Source organism: Methylobacter tundripaludum SV96 (assembly GCF_000190755.2).
GTDB lineage: Bacteria > Pseudomonadota > Gammaproteobacteria > Methylococcales > Methylomonadaceae > Methylobacter_A > Methylobacter_A tundripaludum.
In genome coordinates, this window is record NZ_JH109152.1 from 2,259,598 (window position 1) to 2,282,045 (window position 22,448).

General features: G+C 49.4%; 20 protein-coding genes and 1 pseudogene. 8 read left to right on the forward strand and 13 right to left on the reverse strand.

What is annotated here, in order from left to right; all coding sequences use genetic code 11:
• Nucleotides 1-49 precede the first annotated feature (49 nt).
• The 3 genes from METTU_RS10150 (at nucleotide 50) to METTU_RS10160 (ending at nucleotide 4,725) form a co-directional block, all read left to right on the forward strand.
• Nucleotides 50-955 carry an MCP four helix bundle domain-containing protein gene (locus METTU_RS10150; protein WP_006891405.1) on the forward strand — a complete coding sequence of 302 codons (906 nt, stop codon included), beginning with the start codon at nucleotides 50-52 and terminating at the stop codon, nucleotides 953-955.
• 331 nt (nucleotides 956-1,286) lie between these two features.
• Complete coding sequence (locus METTU_RS10155; RefSeq protein WP_006891406.1) at nucleotides 1,287-4,031, forward strand: DUF4118 domain-containing protein; 2,745 nt, start codon at nucleotides 1,287-1,289, stop codon at nucleotides 4,029-4,031.
• Nucleotides 4,024-4,725, forward strand: coding sequence for a response regulator (locus tag METTU_RS10160; RefSeq protein WP_006891407.1), 702 nt, complete (start codon nucleotides 4,024-4,026; stop codon nucleotides 4,723-4,725). Before METTU_RS10155 ends, METTU_RS10160 begins: the two co-directional genes overlap by 8 nt.
• Before the next feature lie 261 nt (nucleotides 4,726-4,986).
• Here the strand turns inward: METTU_RS10160 and METTU_RS10165 are convergent, their stop codons facing one another.
• Nucleotides 4,987-5,301 (reverse strand): CcdB family protein, encoded by a 315-nt coding sequence (locus METTU_RS10165; RefSeq protein WP_006891408.1) that lies wholly within the window; start codon nucleotides 5,299-5,301, stop codon nucleotides 4,987-4,989.
• Nucleotides 5,301-5,549, reverse strand: coding sequence for a type II toxin-antitoxin system CcdA family antitoxin (locus METTU_RS10170; RefSeq protein ID WP_006891409.1), 249 nt, complete (start codon nucleotides 5,547-5,549; stop codon nucleotides 5,301-5,303). Before METTU_RS10170 ends, METTU_RS10165 begins: the two co-directional genes overlap by 1 nt.
• Before the next feature lie 79 nt (nucleotides 5,550-5,628).
• On the opposite strand from METTU_RS10170, the pseudogene METTU_RS22425 reads away from it, so the two are divergent.
• Nucleotides 5,629-5,742, forward strand: a pseudogene (locus tag METTU_RS22425) (winged helix-turn-helix domain-containing protein); the annotation flags it as partial.
• Nucleotides 5,743-5,778: 36 nt separating this feature from the next.
• Here METTU_RS22425 and METTU_RS10180 read toward each other — a convergent pair.
• From METTU_RS10180 to dndC, 6 genes are all read right to left on the reverse strand, one after another.
• A complete protein-coding gene (locus tag METTU_RS10180) occupies nucleotides 5,779-6,669 on the reverse strand; it encodes a DUF4435 domain-containing protein (RefSeq protein ID WP_006891410.1) in 891 nt (296 codons plus the stop codon).
• Between the two features lie 18 nt (nucleotides 6,670-6,687).
• Nucleotides 6,688-7,707, reverse strand: a complete 1,020-nt coding sequence (locus METTU_RS10185) for an AAA family ATPase (protein WP_254257865.1) — start codon at nucleotides 7,705-7,707, stop codon at nucleotides 6,688-6,690.
• Nucleotides 7,708-7,870: 163 nt separating this feature from the next.
• Nucleotides 7,871-9,367 carry an FtsK/SpoIIIE domain-containing protein gene (locus METTU_RS10190; RefSeq protein WP_006891412.1) on the reverse strand — a complete coding sequence of 499 codons (1,497 nt, stop codon included), beginning with the start codon at nucleotides 9,365-9,367 and terminating at the stop codon, nucleotides 7,871-7,873.
• Nucleotides 9,360-11,396: a DNA sulfur modification protein DndD gene (gene dndD, locus METTU_RS10195; RefSeq protein ID WP_006891413.1), complete on the reverse strand. Its 2,037-nt coding sequence runs from the start codon at nucleotides 11,394-11,396 to the stop codon at nucleotides 9,360-9,362. Before dndD ends, METTU_RS10190 begins: the two co-directional genes overlap by 8 nt.
• A complete protein-coding gene (locus tag METTU_RS10200; protein ID WP_006891414.1) occupies nucleotides 11,393-11,587 on the reverse strand; it encodes a DNA modification system-associated small protein in 195 nt (64 codons plus the stop codon). Before METTU_RS10200 ends, dndD begins: the two co-directional genes overlap by 4 nt.
• Nucleotides 11,584-12,732, reverse strand: coding sequence for a DNA phosphorothioation system sulfurtransferase DndC (gene dndC, locus METTU_RS10205; protein ID WP_006891415.1), 1,149 nt, complete (start codon nucleotides 12,730-12,732; stop codon nucleotides 11,584-11,586). Before dndC ends, METTU_RS10200 begins: the two co-directional genes overlap by 4 nt.
• A 531-nt stretch (nucleotides 12,733-13,263) precedes the next feature.
• Here dndC and METTU_RS10210 point away from each other — a divergent pair.
• From METTU_RS10210 to METTU_RS10220, 3 genes are read left to right on the forward strand one after another with little or no spacing between them, the layout of a single operon-like run.
• Nucleotides 13,264-13,608: a DUF2782 domain-containing protein gene (locus tag METTU_RS10210; RefSeq protein ID WP_006891416.1), complete on the forward strand. Its 345-nt coding sequence runs from the start codon at nucleotides 13,264-13,266 to the stop codon at nucleotides 13,606-13,608.
• 13 nt (nucleotides 13,609-13,621) lie between these two features.
• Complete coding sequence (locus METTU_RS10215; RefSeq protein WP_006891417.1) at nucleotides 13,622-14,590, forward strand: homoserine kinase; 969 nt, start codon at nucleotides 13,622-13,624, stop codon at nucleotides 14,588-14,590.
• A complete protein-coding gene (locus tag METTU_RS10220; RefSeq protein ID WP_006891418.1) occupies nucleotides 14,587-14,949 on the forward strand; it encodes a SirB2 family protein in 363 nt (120 codons plus the stop codon). The genes METTU_RS10215 and METTU_RS10220 overlap by 4 nt, the downstream gene beginning before the upstream one ends.
• A gap of 15 nt (nucleotides 14,950-14,964) precedes the next feature.
• Here the strand turns inward: METTU_RS10220 and METTU_RS10225 are convergent, their stop codons facing one another.
• From METTU_RS10225 to METTU_RS10245, 5 genes are all read right to left on the reverse strand, one after another.
• On the reverse strand, nucleotides 14,965-15,786 hold the full coding sequence (locus METTU_RS10225) for a nucleoside phosphorylase-I family protein (RefSeq protein WP_006891419.1): 822 nt from the start codon (nucleotides 15,784-15,786) through the stop codon (nucleotides 14,965-14,967).
• A 239-nt stretch (nucleotides 15,787-16,025) separates the two neighbouring features.
• Nucleotides 16,026-17,252, reverse strand: a complete 1,227-nt coding sequence (locus METTU_RS10230) for an HlyD family secretion protein (protein ID WP_006891420.1) — start codon at nucleotides 17,250-17,252, stop codon at nucleotides 16,026-16,028.
• Nucleotides 17,253-17,322: 70 nt separating this feature from the next.
• On the reverse strand, nucleotides 17,323-18,861 hold the full coding sequence (locus tag METTU_RS10235) for an efflux transporter outer membrane subunit (RefSeq protein ID WP_006891421.1): 1,539 nt from the start codon (nucleotides 18,859-18,861) through the stop codon (nucleotides 17,323-17,325).
• A complete protein-coding gene (locus METTU_RS10240) occupies nucleotides 18,858-20,453 on the reverse strand; it encodes a DHA2 family efflux MFS transporter permease subunit (RefSeq protein ID WP_006891422.1) in 1,596 nt (531 codons plus the stop codon). Before METTU_RS10240 ends, METTU_RS10235 begins: the two co-directional genes overlap by 4 nt.
• Nucleotides 20,450-21,310 carry a hypothetical protein gene (locus tag METTU_RS10245; RefSeq protein ID WP_150107774.1) on the reverse strand — a complete coding sequence of 287 codons (861 nt, stop codon included), beginning with the start codon at nucleotides 21,308-21,310 and terminating at the stop codon, nucleotides 20,450-20,452. Before METTU_RS10245 ends, METTU_RS10240 begins: the two co-directional genes overlap by 4 nt.
• Nucleotides 21,311-21,512: 202 nt before the next feature.
• Here METTU_RS10245 and METTU_RS10250 point away from each other — a divergent pair, with 202 nt between their 5' ends.
• Nucleotides 21,513-22,412 carry a LysR family transcriptional regulator gene (locus METTU_RS10250; protein ID WP_254257867.1) on the forward strand — a complete coding sequence of 300 codons (900 nt, stop codon included), beginning with the start codon at nucleotides 21,513-21,515 and terminating at the stop codon, nucleotides 22,410-22,412.
• Nucleotides 22,413-22,448: the final 36 nt, after the last annotated feature.

The following is a 22,448-nucleotide window of genomic DNA, read 5'->3' on the forward strand; positions in this document are numbered from 1 at the left end:
ACAAAAGATATTCGTAGAGCGAGCTCAAACAAAGATGAGAGACTGAAGTATGGAACCAAAAACAACGAAAAGATCCTATGTTTTTTTGCCATGGATACTGACTTTTACTCTGCTGGGAGCATTCACACTGTTTAGCTATTATAGAGGAAGTTACAATCCATTCGAGACGGAGTCTATGAAGGTTGATCTACTATCAACGATGAGGATTCATCTGCTCGAAGCTATTGAGGCAGAGAAGAACGCCGTTCTAGCCATTACGGATGAGGCGTCGGAAAATTTTGCGATCCGAGCGCGCAAGGCCGCTGATGACGTAGAAAGCAGTCGGAAGGAAATCGAAGCCATCATCAACCAGCAGAAACGCCCACGAGAGACGGAGATTCTAAATGAATTCAATATTTGCTGGGCTCAATTTAGAAAGCTGGACGAAACAATTCTGGCTCTTGCAACTCAAAACACCAATCTCAAAGCCCAAAAAATCTCCGCGACGCAAGGCGCTCAAGAAATGGGACGCTTTGAACAGAGCTTGAGCCGCCTCATCCACCGAAACACTAACAACAAGTGTAACGAGGCCGTCACGCTCTCGTATGAAGCGCTCACTGCCAGCCTGAAAATACTGGCTCTCCACAAGCCACATATTGAAGAGGCGGACGATCAAGAGATGGATAAAATCGAGCAAAGCATCAAGTCTTATGACGAATCAGCCAGGAAGGCTCTTGGATCTCTTCGCAGCATTGCCGATCCAAGTGGCAGTGAAGATCTGAACAATGCCGAGACGGCATACGAACAATTTATGAACCTAACGGGTGAGGTCTTAAGGCTTTCCCGGATGAATACGAATATCAAGTCGGCCGAACTGTCCTTGGGAAGAAAAAGATTAATTTCTTCACAATGCCAGGAGATCCTCGCCACCCTACAGGAGACAGTTCAAGCCCAGCGATCCAATGCGACTAGATAGGGGGCGCCTCAACAAAACGGGAAGCTAAGGATTTGGTTGAAAATAACTTCCCGAAACCACTATTTTCGATCGTCGAGCCGTTCGTGCTGAGCTTGTCGAAGCATGATCGGCTTGACGCGGTAGGCCGAAATTTTCCCGCTCACCCTTCGACAAGCTCAGGGCGAACGGAAAAATTTCACTCAATCCATATCGGGAAGTTATTACTGACCATATCCTAAGAGCCCTTCGACAAGGCTCAGGATAGGCTTCCAAAGCGAATTCCCAAGCTTTAAGTTTGGGAACCAGCGAATAATGATCTACACACTATTTTTAGCAACGACCGGACTCACGCATGAACGACACACGACCAGACCCTGACGCCCTGCTAGCCCGTGTAGAGCGAGAGGAAAACCAGCGGCGACGCGGACGACTCAAGGTTTTTTTCGGCGCGGCAGCGGGAGTTGGAAAAACCTACGCCATGTTACTGGCCGCCAAAGCCAAACGGGCTGAAGGTGTCGATGTGGTGGTCGGTCTGGTGGAAACCCATGATCGGCAAGAAACCGTCGCAGTATTACAAGGCCTGGATGTGCTGCCGCCCAAACTGGTTAAACATCGCGGTACGGTACTGCGCGAGTTTGATCTGGACGGTACGCTGAAACGTCGTCCGACCTTAGTTTTAGTGGATGAATTAGCGCACAGCAATGCCGCCGGTTGCCGTCATCCCAAACGCTGGCAGGATGTAGAGGAATTACTGAACGCCGGTATCGATGTTTACAGTACCCTCAACGTCCAGCATCTGGAAAGTCTCAACGACGATGTCAGTCAAGTAACCGGGGTGCAGGTTAAGGAAACGGTGCCTGACACGGTATTCGAGCTGGCGGACGAAGTCGAATTGATTGATTTGCCGCCCGATGAATTATTGTTGCGGCTCAAAGAAGGCAAGGTTTATGTGCCGCAACAGGCGGAACGGGCGATGAACAGTTTCTTCCGCAAAGGCAATCTGATTGCCTTGCGTGAGTTATCCTTACGCCTCACCGCTGATCGGGTCGACGCGCAAATGCAAGACTATCGGGACGACCACGCGATACGCGATGTTTGGCAGGTTGGCGACAGGATAATGGTCTGCATAGGCCCCAATGCTATCGCCGAGCGGCTGGTACGCGCCGCCAAGCGACTCGCTACCAGTCTGCATGCGCACTGGATCGTGACCTACGTGGAAACGCCGGAGTTGCAACGCCTGCCTGCCGAACGTCGCGATGAGGTATTGCGGGTGCTGCGCTTTGCCGAACAGCTGGGTGCCGAAACGGTGACTTTGTCTGGCCCTGATATGAGCAAAGAAATCCTGAGTTTCGCCAAAAGCCGCAACGTCACCAAAATCGTGTTGGGCAAACCCCGTCGCCGGGGCTGGAAACGTTGGATGCTGGGCTCGGTCGTCGATACCCTGATTACCGATGCACATAACATCAACGTCTATTTGCTGGGCAGTCCGCGCGGCAAAGATGCTTCCGAGCAAAAAACGTCTAAGGAAATACCAGGGGCAAAAATACTACGCTCCAGTTATCCCTGGGGACGCGCCAAGCGCCGTTGGTTAAATTGGGGCTGGGCGCTGGCTATGACCAGTTGCACGACGTTGCTTGCCTGGTTAATGTCCGGGAAATTCGAGCTGGCTAATCTGGTCATGGTTTATTTGCTGGGCGTGGTTTTTATGGCGGCCCGCTTTGGCCGTGAGGCTTCCGTTCTGACCTCGGTACTGAGCGTTGTCGCATTCGATTTTTTCTTTGTCAACCCGGTTCATACCTTTGCGGTTGCGGATGTCCAGTATTTAGTGACATTCTTAATTATGCTGCTGGTGGGGTTGATTATCAGCCATCTGACCAGCAACATGCGTTCCCAGGCGAAGGTTGCCTCGCATCGGGAACGGCGCGCTAATGTTCTTTACGCGCTGAGTGAAGAGCTGGCGGCCAGCCGCACCGTAGCGGATACTGCCAGAATCGCCGCGCGTCATATTCAGGATGAATTCGGTGGCGCCAGCGTATTGCTGTTTCCCGTGGATGACAGCCGGATAGCCTACCCGCTGGATCCGCCCGCCCCGGAGTCCTTGCGCGATTGCGATCTCAGCGTGGCGCAGTGGGTTTTCGACCACGACCAAATGGCCGGACAAGGCACCGATACCTTACCCGGAGCCGGTGCGGTGTTTTTTCCTATGTCCGGTTTTCGTGGTGTCATCGGTGTGTTGGCTTTGCGCGCCGCCAATCTACGGCGGGTGTTTCTACCCGAACAGCGTCGGCTGTTGGATACCTTTATCAGCCAGATTGCCCAAACCGTTGAACGGGTGCGTCTTTCCGAAGAAGCGCAACAGACGCAATTGCGCATGGAATCCGAGACCCTGCGCAACTCTTTGCTCAGCGCCATTTCCCATGATTTACGCACGCCTTTGGCGTCCATCGTCGGTGCCGCCAGTACCTTGGTGGAAGAGGATGCCCAGCTTGCCCCTCCTGATCGGCAGGAATTGAGTCTGACCATTTATGACGAAGCGCTACGCATGTCGAATCTGACCAATAATATTCTGGATATGGCCCGTCTGGATGCAGGGCAGGCATCGCTGAACCGGCAATGGTATCCGTTGGATGAAATTATCGGCGGCACTTTGACGCGGATGCACAAGCGGCTTGAAGGACGTGTGATCAACACCAAGCTGCCGGATGATCTGTGTCTGGTGCGCGTTGATGCGGTACTGATCGAACAGGTGCTGGTCAATATTTTGGAAAATGCCTGCAAATATACGCCGACGGGCAGCCCTATCGACATTATTGCCGAAATTTCCGCTCATATGTTAAAGGTGACGGTAGCGGATCGCGGCCCCGGTATCCCGCCGGGAGAAGAGGAAAAACTGTTCGATAAATTCTATCGGGTACATCGGGAAGGTACGCAAAGCGGCGTCGGCCTCGGATTGGCTATTTGCAAGGCCATTATTATCGCGCATGGCGGCGTTATCGGAGCCGCCAATAGGCTTGGCGGCGGGGCGCAATTCTTTTTTCTGCTACCCGTAGACGAAGCGCCGCCGCAATTGGCAGTGGAACAGCTGCAAGATGAATAACACTAAACCTGTCATTGTGGTCATCGAGGACGACCCGCAAATCCGCCGGTTTTTGCGTACCGGCCTGAGCGTGCAGGGATTTCAGGTGATTGAGGCCGGAACCGGCGAACGGGGCGTTGTGGAAATCGGCACGCGCAAACCGGAGCTGGTCATCCTCGACCTGGGTTTGCCGGGCATGGATGGCATAGAGGTGATCCGCAAGGTGCGCGAGTGGTCTGCCGTGCCGATCATTGTGCTGTCGGCCAGGAGTCAGGAAAGCAACAAGATAGCCGCGCTGGATGCCGGAGCGGACGATTACTTGACTAAGCCGTTCAGCATCGGCGAACTGCTGGCGCGTATCCGCGTATCGCTACGTCATGCCGCGCAGCTTGCCGGGGACAGCGTTGAAACGCTGTTTAGCGTCGGCGATTTACAGGTTGATTTATCCCGGCGCAGCGTACATATCGGCGACCGGGAAATTCATCTGACCCCGATCGAATACCGGCTGCTGACCGTGTTGATTCATCATGCGGGCAAAGTACTGACGCATCGACAGTTATTGCTGGATGTTTGGGGGCCTGCCTACGTGGAGCACGCCCACTATGTGCGGATTTACATGGGACAATTGCGCCGGAAACTTGAGGCTGATCCTACTCAGCCGCGTTATCTGCTGACCGAAGCGGGCGTGGGGTATCGGTTGGCGGGTGGGGAATAAATTGAAAAATTTTTATCGTTTCCACGCTCCAGCGCTCATCGTCATACACATCTTGAAGTAGGCCGGAATAAGCCTGTCCGCGCGTTCAGCGCAGGACAGGGGTTTCCGGCATTTCGAAGCTCAAGAGTTGCCGGAAACGCCCGCCCTTGCTGTCGCCGGGCGAGCTTATTCCGGCCTACATCCGAGTCAGCCATTCCAGACGCTTAGCGTCATCCTGCAAGATTAGGTGGAGCAATTGCCGAGCAAACCGCCAATTAATGTTCAGAAGCCGGTGAATAGAAAATCAAGTGCAGAAATAATTTCATGACGCCGGCCTGTTAGTGAGTCGACTTTTTCACCGATAGCCCGAACTGGAACGCCAGCCAATTCCGCTGTAGACATAAACACAGCGGTATTTCTTATTGTGAATTCAGGATTAAGATGTTTGATCGCTTTACCCATAGCCGAAGCGGATACGAGGGGTACGACTACGCGTGTTGAAAGGTTATCGAGCAAGTCAGACTGAACATCGAGTAGATAAGGAATTGTTTGATTTGTGGCTTTATTTGGGTTTTCAAAGACATCGAACTGCGCCATCAAAATTTCCTTAAACCGTCGCTGAACACGCTGTCTGTTTCAATGCGCCGATTGTAAGCGTCAATGGCTTCGCGATTTTCTTCGCGCCATTCCCTGCGTTTTTCTTCCAGCAGCATTTCGACAAGGCGTTGCTCTAATGCCTTGGAAAGATTGATGTGCAGGGCTTTTGCCTTTTGAAGCAGGTCGCTGTTGATGCTGAGATTTGTAGGTTTTTTCGAGGCATGAGTGTCATAGAAACTTTCTTGCATGATGCGCTCCATATACGAATTTTTGATGCGCATATTGTGTCAACCAGAATGCGCATTGGCAAGAGGTTTTAATGCGCCCTATGTGCGGATTTACAGGGGGCAATTGCGCCGGAAGCTTGAAGCGGATCCTACCCAGCCGCGTTATTTGCTGACCGAAGCGGGCGTTGGGTATCGGTTGGCGGGTGGGGAGTGAGCTTATGGGGAGAAGGGTGTTGCCGATCAGGAAGTATCAGCGGCTTTCTGCGAATCGTTCAATCGTGGTACACAGCTCTTCATCAAGCAGTTCTCTTTTGGAAGCTATTCTATTAGCAAGACAGCCTTTTACTTCATTTACAAATTGGAATCCTCCAAGTTTATATTCCCGATGGAAGATTGAACAAAATTTATACAATGCCCTTTTCCCATCTAAAATCCTTGAAAGCTTATCCCACCGCATGTCTGGGTTTTCTTCATTGTTGGTGAATGCTGAAATTTGATTTATATCTTTTGAAAATTCGCTGGATTCAAGCGTGATTTTAGAAGATGAAAGATAATTATTTAATGCCGTATGTAAACTTTCGCCCGAATAAGCGCGTCCAAAGCCTTCGTCTGGAGCGGAAATGCTCTTCTTAGCCAGAACAGTACTAAATGCAGTGAGTTTTATTAAATCATCTTCATGATTTAGCAGCGTTCCTGTCGAAATTTCCGGCGGATTAGATGACCTACATTGCAGCTCTGCTCTAAAAGCCTCCGGCTTTAATAAATAATTTTCCATTTCCCAGCGGCGAAGCACGTGAATATTCTGTCCATAAGGCGAGGAAGCATGAAACTTGACATCATCAGTTTCCCAAAAAATATCCTGTTTATCATCATCCCCCAAAAGCTTATCCCTATCTACAATACCGTAAGCGGTTAATTGCTGGTTTTCAGCTTCCTTAACTTTGCGTAACACAGCATTGCATCCACCGCCACCTTTATTACTGCCGTCTTCCGCACTTTCAAAACTGATTTTATCTTGATAATGACTGAACCAATGATCGCTAAAAATACGCACATCTTCAGTTGACTCTAAAAATACTTTAATACCCCCCTCATACTTGCTGTCGATAAAATCAGGTGCTATCCCTTTAAAACTACTCATAATATTTCCCTATTTAATTCAAATTAATTCTTGTTGCTCGATTAAATCACCACCAAGATATAAACTTTCCTTCTCGATGTTCATCGACGTAGTAAAACGTCTTAGTATTTCAGTCGAATGGGTTGTCATAATAACGGTAAAGCCGGGATGATCTTCCGCCAATTTTTCCAATGCATTATAAAGACGATGTTGCCAACGAATATGCAGATGCGCATCGATTTCATCGATCAGGATAATGGTATTGGCTGTTCCATGCGCGCCTATTCGAAGAAACAAATGGGCTAGGCTTTTTTCACCACTACTCAATCTATCCAGCCTGTGGATTTCACCATCACCCGCATCAACCAGAGCTTCAGGCGGTACCTTTCGCACACCCTTTAAACGTTTCGGAGTGTCAACGAAAACTTGTTCGTCTATAAGTTTCTGTGCCGCTTCGAAAGAACCGTTCTCCAGCCATTTAAGCCAGATAACCAGATTATCCAGCGAATCACGCCATAAAGTACTATGCGCATCGAAAGCATAGAGAGGCCGATAATTCCAGTGCGATGGCTGACTAATATTGCGACCGTTACCGTTATTATCATCACTAATGCCGGGAATATCCCGATAGGCTGAAAAATAGAGCGCTGTCGGCAAATGGAAGCCAGGTTGAAGAAAGTGTTCTTCATGCGCATTTTCCAGGCTTGCCCGGATAGTTGAAGATAAGTCTAATAGCAGCTCATCTTTACGGGACATAATAGCCTCGTAACGCCCTGGAACCGGACTACGAAACCCCACACGATGCCAATTTTCCGCGTTATGCATGGTCAATAGTTCATCCGTCCAGGGTTTAAGAAAAACCTCCTCGCCAATTCTTCCAGCAAGCACCGATAACACAATGGACATATCCCGGCCTTGCCAATGTAAGCGCACCCAAAAATCCAATTGAGCTCGCCCGTCTTTTTTATCCAGGTCTTCATGCCCGTAAGTGGAAATTTCCTTTTTACCCAATAAATTCATCAGACAGGAAAATATCTCCAATGCCGTAGTTTTACCCATTCCATTGGCAGAAACCACCATATAAAAATTGCACGGATGATGCTTGCTGTCAGTGAAGTCTATTTCGTGAACATTCCTAAATGGGCCAATGCGATCTAAGGTTAGAAATAAAGGCCGAAATTCATATATTTTCAATTCATCCATAGTATTTACCTTCAAGAATTTATCGACCAAATTTTTGGATGGCTAAAGCAATCTCGCTATCGCCGATTTTCGCTCCGTGTACCCGTATCGGTTCCAGTTGATCCGTCAACTTTATTAGCATGTCGCCTTTACCCAACAATGCTTCTGCGCCTTTTTGATCGAGAATGATTGAAGATTCCGTGTGTTTTTGCACTCTTAAAGCAATCCTGACCGGAATATTGCTACGCAAAAGCCCGCTGAACGTTGCTGCATCTGGTCTTTGTGTAGCCAACACCAAATGTATCCCGGTAGAACGTGCTTTTTGGGCAAGTCTCACCAATGGAGTTTCCAGTTCCCGCGATTGCATCAACAAATCGGCCAGCTCTTCAACCACCACCACAATACGGGGTAAAGCCGATTTTTTGGAAGCCTCATCAATATCACGGACCCCCATTTCTACGAATAAGCGGTTCCTGGCCTCCATCGTCTCAACCAGTTCATCTAACATATTGGCTGCTTCTAACGTAGATTTAGCAACAAAACCACCGAATAAATTCGGCAACTTTGCATAAGCGTTCAATTCAGTGCCTTTAGGATCAATCAATGCAAACTGAAGCTTTTCTTGGCTTTGAGTTTTAAGTAACGAGCAAATCAAACTATGCAAACAGACGGTTTTACCGCTTCCCGTAGCTCCAGCCAATAAAACATGAGGGGCTTCCGCCAAATCCATGTTGAAATTCTCGCCGAGAACGGTTTGTCCCAGCCAGACTGGTAATTTTTCAGGATGCGGGAGATCAGCCCATTCATTCAATCTGGCGGGAGCAACGGTTTTCCAATGTTCTGGGGAACGAGGAATATCCAGATTTACGACGCCCGCTTCTTTGTTGCCGGATAAGGTAATCGCATTTTCAGGAAGACCCAAACGAAAAGATAACTTACTTAAACCTTTTTTTAAGTTATCGAGATGATTGATATTGGCTAGATAAAGGGCGTAACGATCTAAACGGATGCCTTGTTTTATATCGCGAATAGCTGCATGTACGCTGATTTCAGCCAATGCATCAAGCAATAAATCAGTCTCGGTTGCCACGGCGAGTTGGGCATTGTCGGATGTTAGACCTTGAAATAATTCTTCCCGCAACCAATTAATAAAATTATGGCCGGCGTTCCAACTGGTGCGTATTTCTCTCAGTCCTCGGCGTATATGGCGTTGCAAGAGTTTTTTATACTCTTGATCCGAAGCAAATAAATCTTCTTGATGATAAACACTTAATAAAGCGCGTACAGCATCATCAAAATCGTGAAAGCCTTTTTCATTTTCTGATTTTCCAAAGCCAGTGACCACCTCTAAATCGTAATCCCTTCCTTTCTTCTCGATAGTATCCAAACCGGATTCAGGCGGCGTTTCTATCCTTAAAGATTTTGCCAAAGCCAAGCGCAATACCCGGTATTTTGCTGCATCAGGTGTGCGAAAACCTAAGCTTCTAACTTGCAGAATAATATTTTCATCTTCTTCACTAATCGAGATATTAGCCATGATTCACTTCCTGCCTTGAAGTAATCGGTTCCACCGTAGTGCTATTACCGTCAATGTTGTGTAAAAGATATTCCCGGTAAATATAGGGGGCTAGTAATTCCCGTTTTCTTTCGTCCAGTTCCGAGTCGGTAGGCAATAAGATGACCTGAGAGCCTGCATTGGGATAATACTTTTCCAACAAATTGTCCTGATGGCGTTTATCGATACGACCCAAGGGCGTATCAATGACGACCGGTAACTGTCGGTCGGCCGCTTCTTTTAAAGCCCACAATAAGGCGGTAGCACAAAGCTGTTTCATGCCTGCCGACAAACTGCTCATTGGTATGATTTCGCCGGATTTGCCGTGATAACTCAATGCAAAACTATCATTAATTTTTACCTCGGCAATAAGTTGGTTGGAATCCAATAATTCATGTAAATGACGGTTAAAAGCCTGTTCCACGCTATTCCGTTTTCTGGCTTTTATTTTTTGTTTATAAGCATCCAATAATGCCAGCATATTATCTAACAAGGTCAAACGGTCACGTGCTTTTAAGGCATTTTTCACCTGAGCTTGGGAAATATTAATAGCGCTCTCTGCTTTAGTGAGTTCTCGGCCTGTAATGTGTTGTTCCTGTTTAAGCCGTTCCGATTCGACTCTTTGATTTAATAAATGATTTTGTATCGCTTCTTCATCGTATTCTAGTTTTTTCAGATCAACTTTATTTTCATCGGAAAGTTGGCTGACAGTTTGTAACTCATCGTCTATATCTACAATTTCCTGGCTAGCGGCAATTGCATTATTTAAACGATGAAACAGCTCATTCGCCGGATTTTGTTCAGGTTGATAGGCGGCAAAAAAATTAGCCAACTTACGCGCCCTGCCGGTATCCAAAACAAACAATGCCTGTTCTTCATCATTACTAATGTCTCTGGCATCTATTAATTTGGCGATACGTTCCTGGTAAAAATTGGCTTGCGCAGTGGTTAAACGAGTGTTTGGATAAGGTGGTTTATTAAAGATTTCAGTCAACTCATCTTTAAGCGAATGGATTAACTCAGACATTTCATTGCCTTTGCTGAAAGCACAAGTTTCGGCGACATGCATGGCTTGTAGGGCTAAATCGGCATTCAAACGCAAAAAAGCATCATGTTCAAAAGCCGTAGAAATGTCGGATAATGCCTCGGCCTGCTGCTTTTCAAGCTGGCGTTTGTTTTCTTCCAAACGAGCATTTTTTTCTATCGATCCGGTTCCGGTCAGATTGCGCATTTTGCGGCGTGTATCATTCAATGCGTCTTCCTGAGCTTCTATGTCGGCATCGATCTCTTCTTGAGCTTGTTGCAAGGTTTCTAAATGAAGATGCAGTTCTTCAAGCCGGTGCTCGGCCTTGGTATGGGCTTCTCTTGCTTGGGCATCCATTGCATCCTTCTGATATTCCCGGCGTAGTTCCCTAACTACGGTTTTTATATTGTCCGCAGGGCGAATGTTCAGTAATAACTCCATTTTTTCAATAGTTTGATTGCGATTGGCTTCTGCCAAATAGCCTATTTCTTCTGCATCGAAAAAAAAGAAAGGGATATAATCCAAAGGCAATAACTCGGACAAATATTGCTGCGCAGTATCACCTTTAAGCAGCGGTTTACGCGGCGCTTGGATTTCCAATTGATCATAGTAATTATCGTTGCTTAAATCCCAACAACGCGAGATATGGATTTCCTGATTGGAAGAGTCAAGTAACACTGCCTTGATGCTGCATTGCATGTTTTTCTCGGCTCTGGCTTTTTGATTTAAAATTCCCCACCAGTCTTTGTGTCCCAAGACAAAGCTTTTCGGCTGAGTCACTGAACCCCGCTGAACGCTTGCGGTCAAATCCTTAGTGACGCCGCCAAACAGCAACTTAACACTATTGAGGAAGCTGGTTTTCCCTAAGCCATTGCGGCCCATGATAATTACAATATTCCGATGCCCGTCCGGGTTCGGGCTTAAATCGAAATCATGGGTTCCATAATAGGAAAATAAGTTGTTTAAGGTGATAGTTTTAAAAATCATTCCGTTATTATCAGTTTATCCTTAAAAGCTGACTCGGTAAGCATTTCAAGTTTGCGTTTCAATTCCGCATGACTACCCCATTGACTCAGGTCGGGATACTTTTGCATTAATTCACTTAATGATTCGGCTAGTTCATCAGGGATATGATGTTCTTTAGCCAGGGACAGCAATAATTCCGTATATTCATTCATAGTGTGTTTAGGGTTAGCCAAGGCTCCCGCCCATATTTTTCTGCAATACGAAGCGCACTGTCGAAAACATCAAAGTCGTTGCTCCAGATGGATTGGATATACATAATCTCTTCATCGGAAATCAGTCTTTTGTTCACTTGTTGTTCCGTTTTAAGCAGCTCTTCCAGCATTTCTTTGCGGGTGGACGCGATAAACGGCCCGTTTCCTTCGCGCCCATCACGCCTGACGGGGCTACGGCGCGAATCATCTTCTCGAATTTCTTTGAGCCAATTGCGGTATTTATTAAGCGGCTTCATCCATGCTTCGCCATTTTCGATAAAACTTTCCATGGATTTATCGGTTTTAATCACGGTACATGTCCAACAGCCAAAACGGCTGCCGCCGCAAGATGGCGTATTGAGATCAACTACAACCGGACATTCGCCGCCGTTCGCCTGCCGGTATAAATCTAACATAAAATCGTGGCTTTCACCCCACGGAGGCGGGTTATGCATAAAAAGATATTCCCAAACCTCATCGCTAGTCCATTTGGAGATGGGCGACAATACCAGCGCATTGGGTATTTCATGATGCGGATTAAGCATACGGCTGCTTAATTCGCGGGCATTCATACTCTGACTGCGGCTGATGCTTTCATCGGTACGCGTACCCAATAGAAGTATAACGCTGCCGTGTTTTCGAATAACATCTTCAATAGCCGATTTAACCGGCTTAATTTTCATTTTTGAAGTACACCAGCGAAACCAGCGAGTCGGTGGTGGATACCCTTTTCCGATCAAATTCCCCCAAAAACCCTGATCAACGGCAGGCTGTATTAATTCTGCGTGAATTGGCAAATTGGAGGTAGTGGCATGTCTATTAATCGCTGCAATACTTTCTTCCAAATAGGATTCGATATTGGGCGCTTCTACCCGAGTATCAGACGACACGATGTAGACCGGCTTGCGCTGTGTTGAATCGAGGGATAACAACAATTCATAAACCAGCTGCAAAACCAGCGTGGAATCCTTACCTCCCGAATAGGCAACAACCCAAGGTCTGGAATCGGCCAGAAAATTTGATTTAAGTAGGGCGCGAGAGTACTCAACATGAGACTCAGCCCGCTTAACAGGTGATATGGTCGATAGCGCTAAATTTGTGATCATGGGACGATTATAAAACAATTCATAAAATATTTTAGGGATTGTTAATTTAATAGGACTTTAGGCAGTGTGCGTTTGACGAAATAGACTGGCAACTTAAAGTAGGGCTGCGTGAATACTCTATGGCACGGGAAGTGCCGACTCTGCTTGCGAACAGGCAAAGCTTATGCTATTGATTTGTCTCGCTTTAAGTTGATAACTCCAAAGGAAATCGATGGGTCATGCTAAGCCGCTTTTTAACTGAGTAAGCACAGCCGCTGAAATGCGAAAGTCGATGCCAATGAGTTGGCTATGATTCGTGCAAGTTTGTGTTCTGGTACTCCGCTGGGTAATGAGTGTTTTAAAAAACAGATTGAAACAATGGCTGGGCGACCTTGATAATCCGGTTCGCCGCGAATGTAGAGCTGGAAGCCTGATAGGTAGGAAACGAAACCCAACATTGATGACATTGATTGTGGCGTTATTTTAGTCAAGCAAGCCGGTAAAAACTGTAATAAGATAGCCGCAGTTTTTATTTTTACAAAGAGTCACTCTATGCGACGTTTTATTCTACTGAGTTTGCTGGCCTTCCCGGTCTATGCTGTCGATGAGCGGCCGCCTGAGCTTGAGGCTGTGCCGGAAGCGCCGGAAGCGCCGGAACCGCCTTTGCCGGTGCAAAACGGTGAAACCATGGAGCCGGACATCACCATTATTCGTAAAGGTAAGGAAACCATTCAGGAATACCGGCGCGGCGGTAGGCTTTATATGATAAAAGTCGTACCGGCTGTGGGGCCCCCGTATTATTTTATTGATACCAACGGCGATGGCAAAATGGATGAACGCCGCAACAATATAGATAGAGAACTCGATATCAATATGTGGAAGTTGCTGGAATGGTAGTCGCTTAAAACCGGTGTCTGTATTTACTCGCATAACACGCCCGCAACTCGATCAATTCTTTAGTGCTTATACCCTCGGTGAAGTCGTCAGTTTTGAGGGTATAACGGACGGCATAGACAATACCAATTATTTCGTAACCACCACGCAAGGCAGTTTTGTGTTGACCCTGTTCGAGTCGCTGACTGCCGATGAATTGCCGCATTTTTTAAAATTACTGGCGCACCTGGGCGAAAACAACTTGCCGTGCCCTAGGCCTCAAAGCGACCGGCAGGCAAATTCGTTGCGACAGCTTAACGGTAAACCGGCTGCGGTATTCAATCGTTTATCCGGTACGGCAACGGCAATCCCATCCATTTTGCATTGCCAGGAAATCGGCTTGCAGCTGGCAAGTTTGCATCGCTGCACGGAGGACTACGTTTTTCCGATAAAAAACGGCAATGATTTAAGCTGGTGTAAAACGGTGCTGAGTAAAGTCGGCGCGCATTTATCGGCAAGCGATCGTGAGCTGATTGATGATGAGCTGGCTTTCCAATCGGAAAACACCCCGGTTAATCTGCCTCGGGGCGTCATTCACGCCGATCTGTTCAGGGATAATGTGTTGTTTGTTGATGGCCAGCTCAGCGGTTTGTTGGATTTTTACAGCGCCTGCACCGATACCTTGCTGCTCGATGTTGCGATAACGGCTAACGATTGGTGCTGCGATAACGGCACGGTTAATGCCGAAAAATTCACGGCGTTGCTATCCGCTTACGAAAGCCTGAGGCCGTTGGAGCCGCTGGAAAAACAACACTGGCCGATCCTGCTCAGGGCCGCGGCGTTGCGCTTCTGGCTGTCTCGCCTTGAACATCAATGTTATCCCCGACCCGGCGAAATAACCCAGCAAAAGGACCCGCTGGTTTTCCGGCGCATACTACTGCAACATCGGCAACAGACTTATTTATCGAGCAATGTAAATATTTTCAACCTCAGGAGCACAGCATGATTAAAATTCTTCATCTCACCTTTGTTTTATTATCCATCTCCAGTTTTGTCGGCAGGGTTTATCTGGCGGAAAAGCGCCCGGAATTGCTGGAACAAAAATGGATAAAAATCGGGCCGCATATTGTCAATACCCTGCTACTGATCACCGGGTTTACGCTGGTTTTTCAAGGTTCGTGGCTGTCGGGTGAATACGGTTGGATTGTCGCTAAAATAATAGCCCTGCTGGGCTATGTCGGTTTGGGTATGGTTGCTATCAAGAGCCAGGGCGCTCTGCGCTGGCAGGCTTTTGCCGGTGCTCTTGCCTGCTTTATTTATATCGGCATAGTCGCGGTCAGCAAGAACGCATTTTTCTTTTTATAGCGGTTTGAAAAAACGTTATAAGCAAAATTCAATTTCACTGATTTGTTGATCCAGCCAAAACAAGACATCTTTGCTTTTATGAAACCGGGTTTCATCAAACTCAAGGGCTTGTTGATGGGTTAATGCCGACCAGCGGGACAGCCGGTTTTTTAGCTGTCCCTGTTCGCTGGTTGTAAAATGGTAGCGTTGCGTCAACTGCTCAAACAGCTTGGGTTCCTGTACCGTTATCAGCTTCGCCAGACGGCTTAATTCTGCCAGCAGGGATTCAATTGCCGCGACATGCGCGGCTATCAATGCCGCAACCTGCTTGGGTTGGATGTTTTCGGCAGGCGATGATTCGTTATCCGAAATAACTTTCAGGCAGTGGATTAATTCACCGGTCGAAAATCGCACAGCGGTTTCATAAAATGCAGACGCCTCCATGTCGCAAAGATGTTCCCGGTCATAAACAAGCTGCGGCCTGGATACGGTCCGGATGTTTGCAGTGGGGCAGGGCGGCGTAAAAACCAAGGGCGGATAATAGCTTTTCAGGCTGTCAACATCGGTAATTTTGTCGATTAAAAACAGGCTGCCCAGCGCATGACCAATATGCCCGGCGATACCGATATTAAGCAGCACCGGATGTTCGACTGAAGCAAACAAAGCCTGCGTGTAAGCCACCCCGGCCGCCATCGCGCTTTTCCCCAGCCCCGTTACCGTCAGGCAGATGTCCTGATTTAAATAAACCGCAAACGGTTGAATCGTTGTATCTTTCTTTAATTTGAAATGCTCGACCAGCGGCTTGGCCTCGCAGGGCAGTGCGGCGTAGATAAAAATTCGGGGAGGGTTTTGTCGCATAATTCGGATGGTTAGTGAGATTTTATTAATGGCGGGCGGCAAAAAACGGCAAGGCCACACAGGGCATAAAGTTGAAACGATGAATGAGCAGGCGTTCCAATTTTGAACATGAGCATCAATTATCCATTAAACAATACCTCGATAAAACACCGGAGATGATATTTTTAATAGCGCCAGCCCATAATCAAAGAAGCTGAAGCCGTTAAATCGATTATGCTTCAAACCCGTTACAGCTCACATCACTGATAAGCGGCAGAGCTGTTAAGGGTTGCTGGTTGGGGAGACGGGCAATCCGGCTCTGGTGGTTCGTTTTTTTGAATCAGATTATCCATGATAATCGCTTGGGCCTGGGTTTCCGCATCGGCGATTTCATCGGCAAAGATGTCAGTCTGATACTCCGGGCTAGTCACTGCCGCCAGTGAAGCACCCAGCGGCTGCTCCGATTCCGTGACGTCGATTGAAGTCACGGTGGAGAGTCCGGGGCGAATTGGATTTTTCAGTATCTCGTCTTGCCGTAATGCGATACGCACGGGAATGCGTTCTACAATATGAATGAAATTTCCGACCGCATTATCCGGGGGCAATAAAGCAAAGACGCTGCCGGTGCCGGGTATCAATCCTTCTACCGTGCCATGATAGATCCGGTTCTTCCCGTACAGATCGACGCTAACCTCTGCCGGCTGGCCGGGGCGTATCTGGGCTATCTCTGTCTCCCGCAAGTTCGCCTCCACCCACAGATGATCTAAAGGAACAATGGTCATCAGCGGATCTCCAGGCTGAACCCGGCTTCCGACCTGAGCCCTGCGCATGGACACATAGCCGGAAACAGGAGCATGGATTTGCTGCCGCGAGTATTCAAGATAGGCGGCGATGAATTTATACTTGGCCGCCTCTACGTCCGGGTGCAAAATTTTACTGGTGCCTCCTACTTTGGCTTCTATGGCTTTGAGTTCCGCCTCGGCTTCCCGCATCTCGGCTTCAAGGGCTGTGGCCTGATCTTCGGCATTTTGCATGACCTGCTCGGATACTGAACCGGTTGGAAGCGCCTGCCGAAAACGCGTCACATCATGGTGCACGCGGGCAAGCCGGGCCGAGCGGGCAATGAGTTTTTGGCAGATTTGCCGGCGCGTGGAAAAAACCGCCCCGATCTCGCGCACTACCTGCCCCAGTTCGCCTCGACGCTGGCCTAAAGCAGTCTGCGCGCGATGCTCGTCGAGACTCACCAGCAGATCGCCCTTGTTGACATGCTGGCTTTCCTCGACCAACACCTGCGTGACGATGCCCGTTGCATCCGCCTCCACCGGAATAAGGTTGCCGGTGATGAATGCATTATGGCTGACAACCCGGAAACGGCTGTAGTGCCACCAATAACCGGCATAAATCAAAGCACTGACAACCATTACCAGCAGAACTGACAAGAGATAGCGGTTGCGGCGGGTACGAATAATCTTGGGATGAGTTTTCATAGGTCTTTATAGTGGCAGTACCGGAGTTTATTTTCGATTCGAATCCATTCGCTCAAGGCCGTCATTAAACTTACCATGGCCACCAGCCGGGCTGTTCAGGGCTCTGTTGGACAGGTTGGAGCGTGTTGACGTAACCTCCGCCCAACGCTTCCATCAAATCCACCATCGCAACCAGCTGATCGGATTGCAAATTTTTCAAGACATATTCCTGGTCCAGCAAGGTGTGTCGGCGGGCCAGCAGCGCCCTGCGATCATCAAGGCCGCTGCGAAAACGCACCTGGGCTAGATTCAGGTTTTCATGTTGAGCAGACAGCAGGCGGCCGTGCGCTTCGAGGATGGCCTGTGTCTCCTGCCAACGGCTCAGGCTATCGGCTACCTCTTGTACGGCGCGTAACAAGGTTTCGTTGTAAAGCTCCACTGCGCTATCGTACTCGGCCCTTTGCGCCGACAATTCCCCGCGCAGACGTCCGCCTTCGAACAACGGAAGCCGCAGGCCCGGTGCGATTCCATAGGAGAAACTGGAACCCGAGAACAGAAGATTAGCCAGGGAACTTGCGCCCTTCGTCATCCTGAGCGCGTTCACGCCGGCAAATGCAGTCAGGTCGATGGTGGGCAGAAAGCCGGCTTTAGCGACCTTGACCCGTTGCGCCGCCGCCTCGGTTCGGTGAAGAGCGGAGGCCAGATCGGGGCGTTGGCTGAGCAGCTCCAGCGGAAGCTGCGCAGGCAAGCGAATCCTTTCGGGGCTAAGCACGGTGTCGGCGAACAGGTTTTGTGTTGCATCCGGTCCTTTGCCTACCAGTCGAGCCAGCAAGTTCCGCTGAATATCCAACTGATCCCGGATACCGGCTTCGCGCTTATTGATCTGCTCTAATTCAATGATCGCTTGTTTCACCGGGTCGGCGGAATCCAGGCCCAACTGCAACCGGGTCTCGTCCATACTGAGCAAGTCGCGCCGTAACTTAGCCATGTCATGCGTCAGATCGAGTTGCTGACGGAGCGCCATGCCCTGTATGTAAGACCGGGCAATTGCGCCAGTCAACTGAAGCAGGACTTCGGCCTGTTCCGCTTTTTCGGCCTCCGCCTCGCCCAGAGCCGCTTCCAGTGCGGCACGATTTTTCCCCCAGAAATCAAATTCGTAGCGGAAGTTGAAGGGATTGATCCTGCCGAAGACGATATTTGCCCCTGCCGCTTCTTGGCGGTTGAGCGCGGCAAAAACACCATTCTCTGAAATACGGGTGTTCTCAAACTCCGCCTCGGCATCGAGGAATGGCAGCAGCCTTGCGCCTTCCACGCGAACCATGGCTTGCGCCTGACGCAGCCGGGCGGCAGCCACTTTGAGGCCTACGTTATCCTTTAGCGCGACATCCATCAGGCCGTTGAGCTCCGAGCTGCTGAATTCCCGCCACCAGCGTTCAGGCGGCCAATGCCCGGCAGGAGCATGCGGCTCATCGCGGCCCGTATGGGATAACGCGTGGTCCAGGGAGGGTGAATGTAAGAACTGGGCCGGCTTATCTCCTGGCGGTATCCAGGCGCAACTGGATGCCAACAGCATAAACACGACATAGGCCCCAAAAAGGCGCGATCGCTTTGGCGTAATTTGACCGATCATGGTTCCACCATGAGTTCTTCCGCCTGAATGTCGCCCAGTTCCTTGATCAGGGTCGGATGCAGCGGTTGATGGGTGGGATAGGCCAGCCACACCAACCCGGCCAAGCCGATGAACAGGAAGCTTGCCAGCAGAAAGGCGTCGTTTAAGGCCAGAAGGGTTGCCTGCTGCTTGATGAGGGTCAGGAGCCTGCCGTTGACCAGGGTTTTATCAAGGCCAAAGGCCTCCAATCTCGAAGAAAATCCTTGCAGCAAATCAATGGACGCAAACTTCCGTCCCCCGAAATGATCCGCCAATTGAAGCTGATGCAAAGGGGTACGCCGAAACAGCATGACGCCTTGCAGGGTGATGCCGAATGCTCCGGCAACAACCCGCAGCAACCCCGTCTCTTCGGCAGCGCGTATTTCCCGGCTTCCGGACAGTCCGTGAAGAGTTAGCCTAGTCAGCGGCATGAAAAACGAACCCAGAAAAAAGCCGAGCAGCAACACGGGCCAAAAAATTTGATCGAATGAGCCGGGATCATCGAACAGGCCTAACCAATAAAAGGTAAAGGAGAAGCCAAGAAGATTCAGGCAGGCTGGCAGGCGAACGTCCAGGCTTTTGGGCAGCCGGTGTATCGCTACAGTCATGGGCGCCGCAAGCAGGATCATGGGCAGGTAAACCATGCCCGCCAGGAATGAAGAATAGCCCAGCAATACTTGCAGCTGAACAATGAGCAAAGAGAGCAGTCCCTGGATTAAAAGAAATCCAACAGAAAGACAAATGACCCCTATCGTAAAATTACGGTCAGCGAAAAGCCGTATGCTGAACGCCGGGTGGCGTTCGTCGAGTTCCCAGATGATAAAGCAGGGTAACGCGATGATCAGGACGATCATCGTACCGCGCAGGAATGGCGAATTCAGCCAGTCGAAATCGTTGCCCAGGTTCAGAAGGGTCTGCATGCTGCCGATCACCAACGCCAGCAGAACAAAACCGATGTTATCGAAACGGGTGTCTCTGCGCTCGAATCCCCGTCCGGCGAGCAATGACCCGCAAATGCCGGCGATAGCCAAGGCGAAGACGATGTTCAGATAAAACAGGTAGCGCCAGCCAAGTTCGTCGGCGATCAGGCCGCCTATCGGAAAGCTGATGGTAAAAGGCATCAGCGTGATCAGTCCCCATATTCCCAAACCCAGCAATTTCAGCTGATCGGGGTACTCTTTCAATAGCAGCGGCTGTCCTATATAGAGCGTAATCCCCCCTGAAAACCCGAGCACAATGCGCGCTGGAATGAACAACCATAAGGTCTGGCTGACGGCACAGAGATAGGAAGCGAAGGCAAACACGACAAACGCCGCGATAAACAAGCGATAGTCGCCAAACCTGTCCGACAGCCAGCGTGCGATAGGGAAGGCCAGCGCCAGGGCAATGATGAAATACGTCTGCCCCCAGGTGCCGAAGCTCGGGAACACGCCGCCCAGGTCACCGGCAACATCAGGCAGCAGCGCAATATAGGCTCCGACATTGAACAGCACAACCATGTGTCCCAGACCGAGCACGACGTTAAACAGGATGAAGCGCCAACCGCGCAGGCGCCTGGCGTAGGCGACGGTCATGGCGTCAACCTGTCAACCGGTGCTTTAACCGGTAGTCCGAGGTCACTTAACCCTTCACTGACCAAGTGTGCGCCCATATCGGCCACGAGCCATTTGAACCTTTCGGCTTCATTATTGAGCAGGCTTTCCGGCGAGTCCTCAACAGAGAGGGTTTTCGCGCTGATTCTTCCGATGACTTGCCGGGTGTTGGGATCGATTAGCTTGATCAGCACCTGCAATGACGTTTGGGCGTTGAAAATACGGTATGTCTGAATGCCCACTTCCAATACAGCGTCGACCTGCTCCAGGCCATGTCGGCGATAATCAACGGATGATATATTCAGGTTGTACCATTGCTCAATGGCGCTACGCCAATTATCGAGATTGGCGTTACGATCCCCGCTTGCCATGGGCAGGTGATAATAATGCTTGCTCAATATTGCCTTGATTCGATCTCCATTCAGCTGCGAAACCGCTTCCTGCGCTAATGTGAAAGTTGGCGTCCAGTTTTCCGAAAGCGACGCTGTCGGTTCCAGGCCGGCAATTTTTTCCATTGAAGCCGGTGTCTGGTGAATATTCGCGATGGGCATCATGTCGTCGTCTTTGCTTAGCAGACCGGCGATGAGCACTCCGCCGGGATTCTTGTAGACCGTTTTTTTCAGGTACACAGAGGAGGGTATGGATTGATACTGAAATTGGTTGTACACGGGAAAGCGGGATTCAATCGGATCAGGCGTCACCTCCAGCGGTGGCGGCTCCACCGGCACCACAAGCATCGTGCGTATCTCATCCATTTGGTGGGGTGAAGGTTTGATCGGTGTGGCGAGGCAACCGCTTAAAATAAAGAGCAGTGGCAGCAACACGCAATAGCTTTTCATAGGGGGTAAAATCCGCTGTAGATAAAACATGTTGCCTCCGGATAGCGTTAAGGGTTGGACATTAAGAGCAGACGAATCATGCCAACAGCCATATTTATCTGCCTTATCGGTTTCAGGACGAGTAGAGCTAAAAACAGGGCGACAAGAGACTTCCTTCCGGCTAATATAAAAGCGGGGCGTTGTATAAGACAAACGATATTTATTGGACATTAGTATCGATATATCCGATATTAAAGCGATGGACATAGATCAGATTAGAACTTTTTTAGGGGTAGTCGCCAATGGCAGCTTTCTGGAAGCGGCCAACAGACTGCATGTGACCCAATCGACGGTGAGCACCCGCATACAGCGGCTGGAATCCTATCTGGGCGTTACCCTGTTTGTGCGCAATCGCTCCGGCGCCGCGTTAACGCCGCCAGGACATCGCTTTTTGCGCCATGCCAAATCCCTGTTATTAACACTGGAACAGGCGCGACATGATATCGGCTTACCCAGCCGTTTTCGCGCCAGTATTACCGTGGGGGCTCGAATCGCTTTGTGGGAAGGACTGTTGCCTCGATGGGTCGGCACACTGCGAAAGCAGGCTCCGGATATTTCGATTCGCAGCGAAATCGGTTTTGAAGAAGACTTAATGCGGGCGCTGGTCGAAGGCAGGATGGATGTGGGTATGATGTACACGCCGCAGCATAGCCCCGGCCTTCAGATTGAGCATTTATTTGATGAGACACTGGTGCTGCTGACTACCGATCCCGACAAACCCTGGCCGAACGAGGATTACATTTATGTAGACTGGGGGGCGGCATTTTACGCACAGCACAGTATGAGTTACCCTAATCTGGAGCGTCCTCCGCAGGTGGTCAATATCGGCTGGTTGGGCGTGCAGTTAATCCTCAGCAATGGCGGCTCATGTTTTCTGTCTATGCGTATGGCTGAGCCTTTAATCCAGGCCAAAAAATTGTTTCATGTGCCCGGCAGTCCGCAATTTAAGTTACCCGCTTATATGGTTTTTCCACGCGACAGCGATTCCATGGTGTTGCAGCAGGTGCTGGATAGCTTGCGTTCATTGGCTGTTATCGAGCAACAAAAAGCGGTTATTGCCTAGGCGCTCAGTTGAAGAAGGATAAGAGAAAAAATGAGT

What these genes read in the sequence shown, in the direction of transcription:
- METTU_RS10150 (WP_006891405.1), top strand. Translation starts at nt 50, where the DNA reads ATGGAACCAAAAACAACGAAAAGATCCTATGTTTTTTTGCCATGGATA.
- METTU_RS10155 (WP_006891406.1), top strand. Translation starts at nt 1,287, where the DNA reads ATGAACGACACACGACCAGACCCTGACGCCCTGCTAGCCCGTGTAGAG.
- METTU_RS10160 (WP_006891407.1), top strand. Translation starts at nt 4,024, where the DNA reads ATGAATAACACTAAACCTGTCATTGTGGTCATCGAGGACGACCCGCAA.
- METTU_RS10165 (WP_006891408.1), bottom strand. Translation starts at nt 5,301, where the DNA reads ATGGCGCAGTTCGATGTCTTTGAAAACCCAAATAAAGCCACAAATCAA.
- METTU_RS10170 (WP_006891409.1), bottom strand. Translation starts at nt 5,549, where the DNA reads ATGCAAGAAAGTTTCTATGACACTCATGCCTCGAAAAAACCTACAAAT.
- METTU_RS10180 (WP_006891410.1), bottom strand. Translation starts at nt 6,669, where the DNA reads ATGAGTAGTTTTAAAGGGATAGCACCTGATTTTATCGACAGCAAGTAT.
- METTU_RS10185 (WP_254257865.1), bottom strand. Translation starts at nt 7,707, where the DNA reads ATGGGTAAAACTACGGCATTGGAGATATTTTCCTGTCTGATGAATTTA.
- METTU_RS10190 (WP_006891412.1), bottom strand. Translation starts at nt 9,367, where the DNA reads ATGGCTAATATCTCGATTAGTGAAGAAGATGAAAATATTATTCTGCAA.
- dndD (WP_006891413.1), bottom strand. Translation starts at nt 11,396, where the DNA reads ATGATTTTTAAAACTATCACCTTAAACAACTTATTTTCCTATTATGGA.
- METTU_RS10200 (WP_006891414.1), bottom strand. Translation starts at nt 11,587, where the DNA reads ATGAATGAATATACGGAATTATTGCTGTCCCTGGCTAAAGAACATCAT.
- dndC (WP_006891415.1), bottom strand. Translation starts at nt 12,732, where the DNA reads ATGATCACAAATTTAGCGCTATCGACCATATCACCTGTTAAGCGGGCT.
- METTU_RS10210 (WP_006891416.1), top strand. Translation starts at nt 13,264, where the DNA reads ATGCGACGTTTTATTCTACTGAGTTTGCTGGCCTTCCCGGTCTATGCT.
- METTU_RS10220 (WP_006891418.1), top strand. Translation starts at nt 14,587, where the DNA reads ATGATTAAAATTCTTCATCTCACCTTTGTTTTATTATCCATCTCCAGT.
- METTU_RS10225 (WP_006891419.1), bottom strand. Translation starts at nt 15,786, where the DNA reads ATGCGACAAAACCCTCCCCGAATTTTTATCTACGCCGCACTGCCCTGC.
- METTU_RS10230 (WP_006891420.1), bottom strand. Translation starts at nt 17,252, where the DNA reads ATGAAAACTCATCCCAAGATTATTCGTACCCGCCGCAACCGCTATCTC.
- METTU_RS10235 (WP_006891421.1), bottom strand. Translation starts at nt 18,861, where the DNA reads ATGATCGGTCAAATTACGCCAAAGCGATCGCGCCTTTTTGGGGCCTAT.
- METTU_RS10240 (WP_006891422.1), bottom strand. Translation starts at nt 20,453, where the DNA reads ATGACCGTCGCCTACGCCAGGCGCCTGCGCGGTTGGCGCTTCATCCTG.
- METTU_RS10245 (WP_150107774.1), bottom strand. Translation starts at nt 21,310, where the DNA reads ATGAAAAGCTATTGCGTGTTGCTGCCACTGCTCTTTATTTTAAGCGGT.